This window comes from Caballeronia udeis (assembly GCF_001544555.2).
Lineage (GTDB): Bacteria > Pseudomonadota > Gammaproteobacteria > Burkholderiales > Burkholderiaceae > Caballeronia > Caballeronia udeis.
Window position 1 is genome coordinate 12,697 of the sequence record NZ_FCOK02000005.1, and the last position, 13,834, is coordinate 26,530.

Annotated in this window: 11 protein-coding genes; 4 read left to right on the top strand and 7 right to left on the bottom strand. The window is 59.9% G+C overall.

The annotated features are described in order from the left end of the window. Nucleotides 1–52: 52 nt before the first annotated feature. The 4 genes from AWB69_RS05470 to AWB69_RS05485 form a co-directional block, all read right to left on the bottom strand. Nucleotides 53–904, bottom strand: coding sequence for a carbohydrate ABC transporter permease (locus AWB69_RS05470; RefSeq protein WP_062083008.1), 852 nt, complete (start codon nucleotides 902–904; stop codon nucleotides 53–55). Between the two features lie 14 nt (nucleotides 905–918). Further along, on the bottom strand, nucleotides 919–1,794 hold the full coding sequence (locus AWB69_RS05475) for a carbohydrate ABC transporter permease (protein WP_062083011.1): 876 nt from the start codon (nucleotides 1,792–1,794) through the stop codon (nucleotides 919–921). A gap of 98 nt (nucleotides 1,795–1,892) precedes the next feature. Then, nucleotides 1,893–3,125, bottom strand: coding sequence for an ABC transporter substrate-binding protein (locus AWB69_RS05480; protein ID WP_062083013.1), 1,233 nt, complete (start codon nucleotides 3,123–3,125; stop codon nucleotides 1,893–1,895). Nucleotides 3,126–3,156: 31 nt separating this feature from the next. After that, the gene (locus tag AWB69_RS05485; RefSeq protein WP_062083015.1) at nucleotides 3,157–4,296 is read right to left on the bottom strand and encodes an ABC transporter ATP-binding protein; all 1,140 of its coding nucleotides are present in this window, start codon (nucleotides 4,294–4,296) and stop codon (nucleotides 3,157–3,159) included. A gap of 265 nt (nucleotides 4,297–4,561) precedes the next feature. On the opposite strand from AWB69_RS05485, the gene AWB69_RS05490 reads away from it, so the two are divergent. Then, complete coding sequence (locus tag AWB69_RS05490) at nucleotides 4,562–5,581, top strand: LacI family DNA-binding transcriptional regulator (RefSeq protein ID WP_062083017.1); 1,020 nt, start codon at nucleotides 4,562–4,564, stop codon at nucleotides 5,579–5,581. Nucleotides 5,582–5,737: 156 nt separating this feature from the next. On the opposite strand, the gene AWB69_RS05495 is transcribed toward AWB69_RS05490, so the two are convergent. Beyond that, the gene (locus AWB69_RS05495; RefSeq protein ID WP_062083019.1) at nucleotides 5,738–7,021 is read right to left on the bottom strand and encodes a lactonase family protein; all 1,284 of its coding nucleotides are present in this window, start codon (nucleotides 7,019–7,021) and stop codon (nucleotides 5,738–5,740) included. Between the two features lie 527 nt (nucleotides 7,022–7,548). Between AWB69_RS05495 and AWB69_RS05500 the strand changes: the two genes are divergently transcribed. Further along, nucleotides 7,549–8,784, top strand: a complete 1,236-nt coding sequence (locus AWB69_RS05500; protein ID WP_062083022.1) for an acyl-CoA dehydrogenase family protein — start codon at nucleotides 7,549–7,551, stop codon at nucleotides 8,782–8,784. Between the two features lie 27 nt (nucleotides 8,785–8,811). On the opposite strand, the gene AWB69_RS05505 is transcribed toward AWB69_RS05500, so the two are convergent. Further along, nucleotides 8,812–9,723, bottom strand: a complete 912-nt coding sequence (locus AWB69_RS05505) for a LysR family transcriptional regulator (protein WP_062083024.1) — start codon at nucleotides 9,721–9,723, stop codon at nucleotides 8,812–8,814. Between the two features lie 115 nt (nucleotides 9,724–9,838). Between AWB69_RS05505 and AWB69_RS05510 the strand changes: the two genes are divergently transcribed. Together AWB69_RS05510 and AWB69_RS05515 are read left to right on the top strand one after the other, a co-directional pair. Continuing rightward, nucleotides 9,839–10,489, top strand: a complete 651-nt coding sequence (locus tag AWB69_RS05510) for a glutathione S-transferase family protein (RefSeq protein ID WP_062083027.1) — start codon at nucleotides 9,839–9,841, stop codon at nucleotides 10,487–10,489. A gap of 42 nt (nucleotides 10,490–10,531) precedes the next feature. Beyond that, nucleotides 10,532–12,640, top strand: coding sequence for a 2Fe-2S iron-sulfur cluster-binding protein (locus AWB69_RS05515; protein WP_062083338.1), 2,109 nt, complete (start codon nucleotides 10,532–10,534; stop codon nucleotides 12,638–12,640). Nucleotides 12,641–12,856: 216 nt separating this feature from the next. On the opposite strand, the gene AWB69_RS05520 is transcribed toward AWB69_RS05515, so the two are convergent. Then, nucleotides 12,857–13,738, bottom strand: coding sequence for an NAD(P)H-binding protein (locus tag AWB69_RS05520; protein ID WP_062083340.1), 882 nt, complete (start codon nucleotides 13,736–13,738; stop codon nucleotides 12,857–12,859). Between the last annotated feature and the right edge of the window lie 96 nt (nucleotides 13,739–13,834).

Below are 13,834 nucleotides of genomic sequence, written 5' to 3' on the forward strand. Positions count from 1 at the left end.
TGATGAATGACAAGTGCCGGACGCAAACACACCCGGCCCGCAGTGGAGGAATTCAGCCCTTGGTAGCGCCGAACGTGAGTCCCGTTACAAAGTGCTTTTGCATCGCGAAGAAGATCGCGACGGACGGCAGCGCTGCCAGCAACGAACCTGCCGAGACGAGGTTCCAGGAAGTGGTCCACTGCCCTTTCAACGCAGCGACCCCGACCGTCAGCGGCGCCGCGTCGTCGCCCTGTGTGAGACACAACGCCCAGAAATAGTCATTCCACACGAACGTGAAGACGAGGACTGCGAGCGCGGCAAGCGCGGGCCGGATCAACGGCAGCACGATCTTGTAGAACAGTTGCCATTCCGTGGCGCCTTCCACCCGGGCCGCTTCCACGAGTTCGTATGGCAACTCCTTGATGAAATTGCGCAAAAACAAAGTGCAAAAGCCCGTCTGAAAAGAAAGATGAAACAGGATGAGCCCGCCGACCGTGTTGAATAGTCCGAGCTTCAAAGTCAGATCGCGTACCGGGATCATCAGAATCTGGATCGGCACGAAGTTGCCCGCGACGAAGGTGGCCAGGACGGCCGCGCTGCCTTTGAACGGATAGGTAGCCAAAGCGAAACCGGCCATGGCGGAAAGTACAATCGCACCGAACACCGACGGGAACGTAATGAGGCAACTGTTCCACGCGTAGTGGAGCATCGGCGAATCGACCAGCACGGTCCGGTAGTTCTGGAACGCGGCGAACTCGTGCGGCCACCCCCAGTAGTTGCCCTGCATCAATTCATCGGAGGAGCGGATGGAAGTGAGCAGCACGGCCAACAAGGGCAACAGCCAGATGATCAGGGCGACGGGTAAGGAAATTTTGTACAGCACCCGGTTTGATGGTTTCCAGCTGGCGACGGGTAAGGGATACATGGGATGCTCCTGAATCAGTTGTCCGAGCGAAGCAAGCGCCGCAACTGATAGACGATGAAGACCAGCATGATGAGGAACAGCACGACCGCGATCGCGGCTGAGTAGCCGTAACGGAAGTACTTGATTGCCTGGTCGTACATGAAGTAAGCAAGGACGGTCGAACTGTCGAAGGGCCCGCCGCCCGTCATGACGGAAATCAGGTCGAAGCTCCGTAACGCCCCTATGACGGTCAGCGTGATCGCCATGAAGGTCGCCGGGCGCAACTGGGGCAGCACCACGTGCCAAAGCAGGGTCCAGCCACGGGCGCCTTCCAGCCGTCCGGCCTCGATGACCTCGGGATTGATCCCGGTCAGGCTCGTCAGGAACAGGATCATGCAGAACGGAATCTGCACCCAGAGCGCGGCAACAATAATCCCGGGCGTGGCCATATGCTCGTCGCCGAGCACGGGTACACCGTGCCCGATCAGTACCTTCAGCAAACCGAACGAGGGGTCGTAGAACCAGCTGAAGACAAGCCCGATGACAACACCCGACACAACGAACGGCGCAAAGAACAATGACTTTACTATCCGGATGCCGCGTACCTTCTGATTCAAATAAAGCGCAAGCAGCAATCCGATTGGCGGCGCCAGCAACAGCAGGACGAGCCAGATAACGTTGTTAAGCAACGCCGTGGAGAACGTGTCGGAGTGCAGCAATTCGCGGTAGTTCGCGAGCCCCACAAAGGTTCTCGCTCCTACCCCATCCCAATCGTAAAAACTCAGCACGATGCTGCTGAAGATCGGGTAGATCACATAGATCAAGAACATCGCACAAGCGGGCGCGAGGAACAGCAGCGCCGCGCGCCGGCGGCGGCGCGCGAGTGGAGACGCACTGATGGATGCGGACATGACGAAGCTCGGTAATGCGCGCCGAGGCGCGCTACATTGGCTAAACGTTGATTAAGCGATCCCCTTCCCGGTGCGCAACGGCGCCAGGTAGTCGCGTATCATTTTTTGTAGATACGCAAGCGCGTCTCTTCGAGGTGCGCCAGTACCTGATCGAGCTTGGACGGGTCGCTGAAGAACCGCTGCATGCCCTTCATGCCTTCGTCTGCCATTTCCTTGGTCATGTCGCGATCGTAGAACTGGGCAATGCCGCCTTTGGTATTCGACAGGATCTCGAACCCCTTCTTGGTAAACGGATCGTCCGACACCGTCGCTTGATTGTTGGCCGGCAACGACCCGAATGCCTTGGCAAGACGTCCTTCGATCTCGGGCGTACCGACAAACGCGATGAAGCGTCGTGCATCAGCTTTATTCTTCGCTTTAGCTGGAATGTTGAGGCAGTCCGCAGAGCCATCTTCAGCCACAGGAATCTTGGGGTCGACAACCGGGAACTGGAAATATCCCGTCTCCGTCTTGACCGTATCGGGCAGGCCGGCGGAGATGAACGAGCCCATCAGCATCATTGCCGCCTGCCCCTGAATCAGCAGGGGTTGAGCGGAATCGAGCGTGTAGGAAAGCCCATTATCGACAAAATATTTGTTGTCGATCAGCACCTTCCACGCTTCGTACACCTTTTTAACGCGCGCATCGGTATAAGGGATTTTTCCGTCCATGAGTTGCATATGAAATGCATAGCCGTTGATGCGCAGATCGAGGTAGTCAAACCAGGCGGCGAGCGGCCACGAATCGCGCCCGCCAACGGCGATCGGAGCAATGCCGGCCGCTTTGAGCTTCTTGCAGTCGTCGAGGAATTCAGCCCACGTCTTGGGCTCACCCTGAATCCCCGCCTTCGCGAACAGGTCCTTTCTGTAGAAAACACCCCAGGAGAAGTAGTCCGTCGGCAATGCGTACTGTTTGCCTTGATACGACGAAGGTTCTTTCAGGGAGGCAAAGCTCGTATTCCAGCCGTTCTTTTGCCAGTCCGGTGAGAGGTCCTCCAGCAAGCCGCGCTCGACGTAGTAACGCATCCGCTCGCCTTCACGCCACCTGACAATATCCGGCGCCTCGGAAATCAGCCAGCCGGGCAACTGGACCTTGTAGGCCTCTTCCTCGATGTAGGCTATCTTGACCTTGACGTCAGGATTGGCCTTTTCGAATTCGGCTACCGTGGTCTCCCAGAATGCGCGCTGATTCGCCCCTTTGAACGCCATATTGATAGTCAGCGTACCGGCATGAACGGTGGCGGCGAAGCTCAGTGCTGCGCAAAGCAACGACAAGCGGAATCGGTTTTTCATGATTTGTCTCCTGATGTTTATATGAGCCCGCTCAGACGGCGTGGCCTTCTTCGGTAAAGAGGTGGCACGAAGCGGGGTCCGGTGCAAGGTGAATCACTTCGCCGGAACGCAACAGCGTATTGCCCTGCAGCTTGACCAGAAGCGTGGCGCCGCCCGCCTCATTGCAATGGAGATAACTTTGCTCGCCAAGCCGCTCGACGAGCGACACGGTGCGAGTCAGTTTCGAGCGAGCGCGTCCCAGCTCATCCCCTTCCGGCTCGCCCGAAGCGAGCAGCGTGATGTGCTCCGGCCGCACGCCAAGCGTCACCGCCTGTCCGGGCGTCAGGCGCGCGCCTGTCCGCTTGACCCGGACGTCTTCGCGGGACGCCCCGAGCGTTACGGTCGTGCTCCCCTCTTCTGACTTGCTGACTGTCGCCGGCAGGAAATTCATCTGGGGCGAGCCGATGAAACCCGCTACAAAGCGGCTGTTCGGCCGCAGATACAGATCCATCGGCGTGCCAACCTGGGCGATGCTTCCAGATGCCGACGCGTCCCGGCTGACATTGAGCAATACGATCTTGTCGGCCAGGGTCATGGCTTCAACCTGGTCGTGCGTCACATAGACGGTGCTCGCCTCACTGAAGCGGCGATGGATCCGCGCAATTTCGACACGAGTCTGGCCGCGCAAGGTCGCATCGAGATTCGAAAGGGGTTCGTCGAACAGGAAGACACCCGGCTCGCGCACAATAGCCCGGCCAATCGCCGCGCGCTGCCGCTGACCGCCGGACAACGCCGCGGGCTTGCGATTCAGCAAGGGTCCGAGCTCCAGGATCTTCGCTGCTTCCTGTACCTTGCGCTCTACCTCCGGCGCCGGCAGCTTGGCCAGCCTTAGCCCAAAGCTCATGTTCTCGGCGACCGTCATGTGCGGGAACAAGGCATAGCTTTGAAACACCATCGCTACGCCGCGTTTTGCCGGCGGTACGGTGTTCACGACGCGGCCGCCGATCGAAATCTCTCCGGCGCTTGGGTCCTCCAACCCGGCAATAATGCGCAGCAGAGTGGATTTTCCGCAGCCGGACGGTCCAAGGAAGACGCAGAACTCGTCCCGCGCAATCTCGAGATTTACATCCCGAAGCACCGGCGCATGCTCTCCGAACGCCTTCGAGATGCCCTGCAAAGATATCGCTGCCACCGCGTCTCCGATTTTTTTGGTTTAACGTTAAATCAACTTTCGCTAAAAATACGGCCGGGGGCCGTCAGAAATGTTGATCAACGTGGTTGTGCAGATGGAAATTAGCAGCGTGCGGTACGATTGGCAAGAATTTTTTTAGCACAATAGGTTCCGTCGGCCAACCGAAAGCGTTGGTAACATCAACGTCTGGTACGGCATTAGAGGTAACCGTAAGCGATGTTCACTGCAGATTTCGGGAAATGGAATGGTTAAGCGGGAAAGGTTGATGGCGACGATCAAGGAGGTCGCGGCGTTGGCGGGCGTGACTCCCACAACGGTAACCAACGTACTGCGAGACCGCGGCCGAGTGGGTGACGCGACGCGTGAGCGGGTATTAAAGGTCGTGGCCGCACAAGGGTACCGGCCAAATCTGAACGCCCGCGCACTGGTCGAACGTCGCGCACCCACGCTTGCGCTCATGCTGGGTTGCATCACAAACCCGTTCTATCCGGAGTTCACGCTGCAGGCGAACAACGCTGCCCGTAGGCACGGCCGTTTTCTATTGGTTTGCAATACTGATTATGAACCGGATGGCGGAACACGGTTTCTTGCGGATGTCGCGGGTTCATTATCGGACGGCATTCTGGTTGCGAACAACGGCGATCTTCGTATCGACGAATTGAAAGCCATTCAGGCGACGGGTACGCCCGTGGTGATTTCGATCTGGGAACTTCCAGACGATCCACCGGGGGTCCCATGCGTTGCCTTTGACTCCCACAAGGCCGGCTTTATCGCAACGGATCACTTGCTGGAACTTGGGCACCGGCGCATCGGTGCGCTTGTCGGCAGCGCGAAAAACGGCATTCATGGTGGCCGCTATCAAGGGTTTCGCGATGCCCTGCGCGCGCGAAAGGTCAAGCACGTCCTGGCGGACGCACGGTTCTGTACCGACTCGTTTCAAAGCGGCTTCGACGCCGCGCTCGACTTGTTATCCGCACGCCCGGACCTGACGGCTTTGTTCGTTTCAAACGATCTTCCCGCACTGGGAGCGCTGAACGCGGCGGCTTCGCTCGGATTGAATGTTCCAGATGACGTTTCCATTGTCAGCGTAACCAACATTGAGTTGGCAAGTCAGTCCAGACCGTCACTCACCACGGTTGCCATTCCGACCGCCGAAATGGCCGAGCAAAGCGTCGAACTGTTGCTAAAGCTCATCGCCAATACGCCGGATGTGGCTCCCGTTGTTAGGACCGCCGACCCTGTGTTGGTCAAGCGCGCTTCGACCGCTGTGGTTCGGAAAAGGTAATGCCCTCCTCTCCAGAGTTCGTCACGCCTGCGGGCCCGCCACATAAGATCGCCTGCTGAGTTTCGCCTTCCGCCCGCGTTGCCCGCGCGCCGCCGGGCCTTGCATGACGGAGGTGCCGAAGCTTGGAGAGCTCCCGTCCGGGCGGCGCGTTGAGTGCTACTTTCCTGTGATGGCCGGGGACGCGAAAGCGATATCCGACGGGCTGCCAACCGCCACGTAGGTTCCCGTAAATCGCAGCTTGCCACTGGGGGCATCGACGGCAAAGATCGCGATGTGATCGCTGCGTTGATTCAGTGAATACAGGAACCGGCCCGACGGATCAAACTTGATCACCCGGGGATAGTCGCCACCGGTCGGCGTTTCGCCAATGCGCGTCAGACGTCCGTCCGTGCCCACGCGAAACTGCACGATCGTGTCATGAAGACGGTTCGCCACATAGATAAAGCGGCCGTCATGTGAAAGCAGGAGTTCGGATGCGAAGCTCGTGCCCTGGTAGGCGGCCGGCAACGTCGAGACGGATTGCAACTGCGTCAGCACGCCGCGCGCACTGTCATAGGCGTAGCAGACGAGGGTCGACGCTTCCTCGGTGACTTCGTACAGGTAACGGCCGCTCGGATGAAACACCACATGCCGCGGCCCCGCTCCTGCAGAAGCGGCGACAAACGGCGGGTCATTCGGCGACAGCGCGCCAGTGGTTTCATCGAACTTCCAGATATAGGTGCGATCAACGCCAAGGTCAGTCGAAATCACAAATCGCCCGTCCGGCGAAGACACGATATTGTGCGCATGCGAACCGTCGTGGTCGCTGACCGCGAAGCTTCCGGGAACGCCTTCTGCAGCGTGTTGCGCACCTGCAGGCGCCTGTGGCTGTTGCACGGAACATGCTTCACCCAACACGCCGTCGCTCGCCACCGGAAAAACCGCGATGCTTCCGCTGTTGTAGTTTGCAACCAGCAAGAAGCGGCCGTTCGGATGCAAGCTCAGATAAACCGGTCCGGCGCCTTGCGAATTGACCGTGTTGATCAGATGCAAGGAACCGGCGCCGTGTTCGATTGCATAGCTGCTGACCGAACCGTTCGTGGTGCCGTTGTAGTTCTTCACCTCACTCACGGCAAACAGGAAACGCTGTTGCCGGTCGACAACGAGGCAGCTCGGATTCTCGATGCCACGCAGCGGCTCAAGCGGATCAAGCTTGCCGGTGCTCGGGTCCACCTGGAAGCGATGAATGCCAAGGCCGTTCGGCGTGTAGGTGCCGACATAGGCGAATAGCGGCTCAGTCGTGCGCGCTTTGGTGGCAAGGCTCGCCCCGCTCGCCGCCTGAGCGGAGCGAGCTACTGTGAGCGAACCCATGGCCGACATGGCTGCCAGCGCGCTCACGCTTTTGAGCCAGACACGTCGCGACTGCGATGCATGAACTCCGAGATTTCGAACTTTGCTCATTGCTTGCCTCCTGGATGATGACTGAGGGCCCCCAAGTGAATATGAGCGCCGCGACAGAGATAACCGTCTCGCATGCGGTTCAAGTCTTGAAGATTTGATCCGCCGATTCAGCGCTTCGCGCCAGAGCGTCTCCTGCATTATATTCCTTAATTATGGAATATATGTTTTAATTGAGGATTATTCTAGCATGCAATGTCCACGCGTCAACTGGACAAAAACACTCGGTATCAGGGGAGCACGACCGACCTTCCAGGGCTGATCCGGGGCTGAAAATGATTCAGTCGCGGTAAGGTATTGAATCAGGTAATTTCAATATGAAAAGGAATACTTATCAATTAATTGCGCGGCGGCCGGCTTGAACAAGCTGCAATAACGCAACTCGACGTTGACCGTGATGCGCACCGGATCGATAAGCATTGCGCAAAACGATCTAACGCGAATGGAGTCGATGGGCTAGATTGAGAAACCTGCGCGCTCGCGCCAGCTTGCCCTCAACGTCTCCTTAATCGCACCCAAGGATTTTCGCCATGACACAACTGCCGCCTGTCGCGCTATCGGTTGGAGCGGATTACGACAGTGTCGCCAGCCGCTTCAGGCCCATCTTCGAACGCATTGCTGCTGGTGCCGTTGAACGCGACCAGCAAAGGACCCTGCCCTACGACCAGATCGTGGAGCTCAAGCAAGCGGGCTTCGGTGCGCTGCGTGTGCCGGTATCGCATGGCGGCGCAGGTGTCTCCATCAAGCAATTGTTCCGTTTGCTGATCGAACTCGGCGCCGCCGATTCGAACCTGCCGCAGGCATTGCGTGGCCACTTTGCCTTCGTCGAAGACGTAGTCAACGCACCCGCCGGCGCCGAACGCGACCAGTGGTTTGCGCGCTTCGTACGCGGCGACCTGTTCGGCAATGCGTGGACTGAAGTTGGCAACGTCGCATTGGGCAGCGTCGTCACCAGAGTAGCCAAGCAGGGCGACCGCTGGGTCCTGAACGGCGAGAAGTTCTACAGCACGGGCAGCATTTTCGCGGACTGGATCGATGTCTATGCGCAGCGCGCTGAAGACGGCAGCGACGTGGTTGTCGCGGTGGCCGCGCAGCAACCGGGCGTGACGTTAAGCGACGACTGGGACGGTTTCGGTCAGCGCACCACGGGCAGCGGCACCACGGTGTTCAAGGACGCGGTGGTCGAACCGGGACATATCGTCGATTTCGCGCGGCGCTTTAAGTATCAGACCGCGTTCTATCAATTGTTCCATCTGGCGGCGCTGGCCGGCATCGCCCGGGCAGCTGAACTCGACGCGGCCGCCGAAGTGCGTGCACGCAAGCGCATCTATAGCCACGGCAATGCGCCGCATGTCAGCCAGGACGTCCAGATTCAGCAAGTGGTCGGGGAGATTGCGGCCTGGGCGTATGCCGCGGAAGCCATTGCGTTGCGCGCGACGGAACCGGCACAGCGGGCGTATGAAGCGCATTTTGCCGATGATATCGACGCTGAAAAACGCTTCAATATCGAGGCTGAAATAGAGTCGGCTAAAGGACAGATCGTGGTGACGGAGCTTGCGTTGCGCGCCTCGACTCATCTTTTCGACGCGCTGGGTGCGTCGGCTATTGGCGGGGGCAAGGCGCTTGATCGTCATTGGCGCAATGCACGCGCAGTCTCGTCGCATAACCCGATCGTGTACAAGGCCAAACTCGTTGGCGACTGGTCGATCAACCAGAAAGAACCCGTCTACGTCTGGCAGATTGGCGCAGGACCAGGAGCGGTGTAAACACTCGAGCGCTCACGGCGTATCAACCTACCCGCCTTTCGCTTCGAGATGAGCCTTGAGCGCATCGATGAACACGCGCACCTTCGGCGCCGGATAACGTGCCGACGGAAAGATAGCGTGAATGCCAGCGGGCGGCGATGACCACGCCGGCAGCAAGCGCACCAGCCGTCCCGCCGCCACATCCTCTCCGATCGAAAAATTCGTCAGGTAAGCCACGCCGCCGCCGGCCAGCGTTGCCGCGCGGCACGTGGGTGCGGTGTCGGCGAAAAAACCCCCGCTGAAACGCACAGTCCGCTTCCCGCCACGCGTGCTTTCGAGCGGCGCAACCAGCGGCTTCTGTAAAGCGGACATGCCGACGAAGGGCAATTTCGCAACCGCCTCGAGCGTAGTCGGCTTGCCCCAATGGGCGACAAATCCGGGACTCGCAACGAGCCATTTGACGAAACCGCCGATCTTCACCGCGCGATGACTCGAATCCGCCAGCCGCCCAAGCCGGATCGCGACATCGACCCCTTCTGCGACCAGGTCCACTTGACGGTCGGCCGAGACGAGTTCAATCCTGAGCTCCGGATGGCGTTGCTGCAGCGCGACGAGCGTGGGCGCCACGACACTCGCTCCATAGTCGATAGGCGTGGCGACCCGCAGCGTTCCCCGCAGCACGCCCGACTCCTGCGCCAAAGCGGAAATCGCGTCCTCGGCCGCGCTCAGGATCTGCCGGCTTGCTTCGTAGAACGTCCTGCCCGCCTCCGTCATGCTGACCCGGCGCGTGGTGCGCACGAGCAGGGTCGCGCCGACCTCGGCTTCCAGACGCTGCATGTGCGTGCTCACCATGGTCTTCGCGATCCCGAGACGGTCGGCCGCGGCCGTCAGCGAACCTGCCTCGACCACCGCCGCGAAAACCACCAGCCGGTTAAGGTTAACAGCGCTCAGGCTCGTCATGGGATTGTCCACTTTAAGAGGATTGTCTAACCATCATTATCCGTCTTCTCGTGCGCTGTGCAGAGCTATATGCTGACTTCATCGGAACACCGGTTCAAACCTTTCAGAGTCCATCATGCCTACACTGCCCAAGCCTCTCCAGCCCATCCGTCTCCACACCACGCTGCTGTCCGGGCATGGGCATCGGGCGAAGCTTTTCCTGACGCTGCTCGATCTGCCGTTCACCACGATCGAGCTCAACATGAAAGCCGGGGACAACCGCAAGCCGGCGCATCTGGCACTGAATCCGTTCGGCGAAGTACCGGTGATCGAAGACGGCAATATTGTCGTGGCCGACTCCAACGCGATCCTTGTCTATCTCGCGAGCAAATACGGCGATGCGTCGTGGCTGCCGGGCGATCCTGTGGGCGCGGCAGCGGTGCAACGCTGGTTGTCTTTGGCGGCGGGAAAGATCGCGTATGGCCCTTGTGCCGCGCGACTGGTCACGGTGTTCGGTGCACCGAAGGACTACGCGACAGCCAGGAAGATGGCGGAAGACCTGTTCGCGGTCATCGATCCCGAGTTCCGCGACAAGCCGTTCGCGGTCGGGCAGACACCGACCATTGCGGATATCGCCGCTTATTCGTACATCGCTCATGCGCCCGAAGGCGGCATCTCGCTTGAACCGTACCCGCATTTGCGCGCGTGGTTGAAGCGCGTCGAGGCGCTGCCGCGTTTCGTTCCAATGCCCGTGACGAAGGCCGGTTTGCTCGCCGAGGCCACGTAACACTCCTTGCAGCACACGCTCGTGTTCCATATCGAGAACATCATGTCCGCTCTTGCGCCCGCTCCTGTTGCCGCGCCGCCTTCGGGCTGGCGTGCTGTGGAATCACCGTTCCATGCCGGTGAACTCGCCGCGCAGGAACGCGCGGGGGTCCGCGAGCGGATGAACGTCGACGCGCGTCGCGGGATTCGCGACTACATGCCCGAGCAGCATCGCAGGTTCTTTGCGGAACAGCCGTTCATGGTGCTCGGTGGAGTGGATGAAACGGGGCAGCCGTGGGCCACGTTGCGAATCGGCGCGCCGGGTTTTATCTCGACGCCGGATGAACACACGCTGCGTATAGCCGGACGTAGCCTGGCAGGCGATCCTCTTGGCCAAACGTGGCAGGTCGGATCGGTCATCGGTGGACTCGGCATTCAGCCCGCCACCCGCCGGCGCAATCGTGTGAATGGTGTCATCACCGCCATCGACGGCGAGGCGATCACGGTTGCGGTCAGCCAGAGCTTCGGCAACTGCGCCAAGTACATCCAGAGCCGTACCCTTGTCGAATTTGGCGTAGGAGAAGGGTCGGAAGCAGGCTCGGAACCGCCGGTTGTTTCAAATCGTCTGAACGATGCCGACCGCGCGTTGCTTGCGCGGGCCGATACGTTCTTCGTCGCCAGTGCGAACACATCGAGCGAAGCGGGAATGGGACGCGGTGCCGACGTATCGCATCGTGGCGGCAAGCCCGGGTTTATTCGCATCGACGATGACAGGACGCTGACCACGCCGGATTTCAGTGGCAACCTGTTCTTCAACACCATCGGCAACCTGATGCACGATCCGCGCGCGGGCTTGCTCGTGATCGACTTCGACAGCGGCGATCTGCTGTATCTGGCCGTGGATGCCGAGATCATTTGGCAAGGGCCGGAACTCGATTCATTCGACGGCGCCGAGCGCTTGATCCGCTGGCGTGTGCGTGAGGTACGTCGCACGGTGCGTGCTTTGCCCATGCGTTGGTCGGGCGTGCAATATGCACCGCAGCTTGCGAAGCTCGGAAGCTGGAATGAGTCGAAGATCACGCAAGCGGCAACGAACGCGTGGCGCAACTTGAAGGTCATCAAGGTCAGCGACGAAGCCCCCGGCGTGCGGTCGTTTTATTTTCAAGCCACTGATGGATCGACGCTTCCTGCCTACGAGCCCGGCCAGTTCCTGCCGATCCGGTTGCACGTTCCAGGGCTCGCAGCACCGTTGATAAGAACCTATACCCTCTCCGATGCCCATAATGACCGCCACTATCGGATCACGGTAAAGCGCGAGGGTGCGGCGTCGACATGGCTGCACGAGCATGTCGAGGCAGGGATGGAGATCGAGGCCAAGGCGCCGGGCGGGGCCTTCGTCCTTGAACGTACGAGTGGCCGCGCGGTGGTCCTGCTATCTGCCGGTATTGGCATCACGCCGATGATCGCGATGCTGAACAGCTTGCTTGCCGACAAGAGCGGACGTGCAAAGCCCGAGCACATTCATTTCATCCACGGTGCTCGCCGGTCCGAAGAACATCCATTCGCCGACGAACTCAAGGCTGCTGAGCAGGCGCATTCGAATCTGTCGGTGCATCTGCGCGCGAGCGAGGCTGATGTTAATCACGGAGCGAAGTCATCCGCCGGACGGGTTGATATTGCGTACCTCAAGAGCGTGTTGCCGTTTGGCGATTACGATTTTTACCTGTGCGGCCCCGGCTCGTTCATGCAGGACATGTACAGCGGCTTGCGCTCGCTCAACATCGCCGACGACCGGATTCTTTTCGAGGCGTTCGGACTGGCAAGTGTCAAGCGGACAGCAAGCGCTGCGCCGACATTGAGTGTCGCTAAACCTGTTGCTCCCCGTGCCCCTGAGCGGTCATCGAAGGTCGCGTTCATGCGTACGCATCGCGACGCGCAATGGTCCCCGGAAGACGGAAGCCTGCTGGATTTTGCGGAGGCGAACGGCGTCCCGGTTGCATCGAATTGCCGGTCCGGTGTGTGCGGTACGTGCGCGACGCGGGTGCTGTCGGGAGACGTGACGTACCCCGTGCCGTGCGAGGGGGACATCCCGGCGGGACATGCGTTGATATGCAGCGCAATCCCCGCGAGGATGGGTTCGGGTGAGGAGTCAACCGTCGTACTGGACCTGTGAGCGAGGCGTGCCGGACTTAAATGATCAGAAGAAAATGAAGTCGTCGTTGCTGTCGGGGAGTGCGCTTAATAAGCACTGGAACCGGTAGCCGCCAACGAGTCCGGCAAGGCCGATGATAACGAACAGCCATGCACGCGTCATCCGGCGTGCATGGCTTGCGGATACCGTCGGCGAAGATCGGAAGCGCGTCGCTTTCTTCCGTGTTGAGCGGCGCATTTAGTTAACCAGCGCTGCGTTGTCAGGCAGCATCGAAGCCATGACCTCGGCGAGTTCGGTGGTCCCGAAACGCCGCTCGCCGATTCCCTCTTCCACGTCAATGCGGCCCGCGTTGTGGGTATCGTAGAGATCGATAATGAGCTGTGCATGGTCCGCGCCAAGGCCGGCGCGCAGCAGCATGGCCGGCCATTCATCGCGTGGTACTTCGTACGCACTGACCTCACGCCTGCTCACATTGCTGAACGCGCGGGCGACATCGAGCACAGAGACTCGTCGCGGACCTTCAATGCTGACTATCCCGCGCGGCTCCCCCGCCAGCAGTTCTGCCGCGAGCTGCCCCACGTCCTGCGCCGCGACCGTGGGAATGCTCTTGCTCAACGGATGATGCAGGCTCGGCAACTTACCCGTTGCCAGTGCAACAGGTATCACGCGTGCCCAGTTCTGCATATGTTCTGCTGCGCGCAACAATGTGAGGTTTTGAACCGCTGCCTGCAACTGTTTTTCAAGGATATGGAAGAGCAAGGTGATGCCCGTACCTTGATCCAGTTCCGCGCCATAGTCGGACAGCGCGAGTACATGAGGGGGCGGATTGGCGCGCAGTGCATCGGCTGCGACTTCAATCATGCGACGCATCGTGCTGCCGGGCTGTGCGTCACCCATCGGGACCGGACAGAGGATCTGTACTGCATCCGCACCCTCCATGGCTCTTGCAACCGATACCGGGTTCGTCAGATCGGCAAGCGCGATCTCGCAGCCCATCCGCGCGAGGAGCTCGCCCTGGGCTTCGTTTCGTACCACGGCCCTGACCGCATGCCCTGCATTGCGAAGCGATGCAGCGCTCACGCGTCCTACTTTGCCTGATGCTCCGAATATCACGAACACATTCGACTCCTTGTTGGCTTGGCATGTTGTCATCGTAGGGAGCTTGAACGTTCCTGGCGCGCAAGGACGGATCGACATGCGCAGATACGGATGATG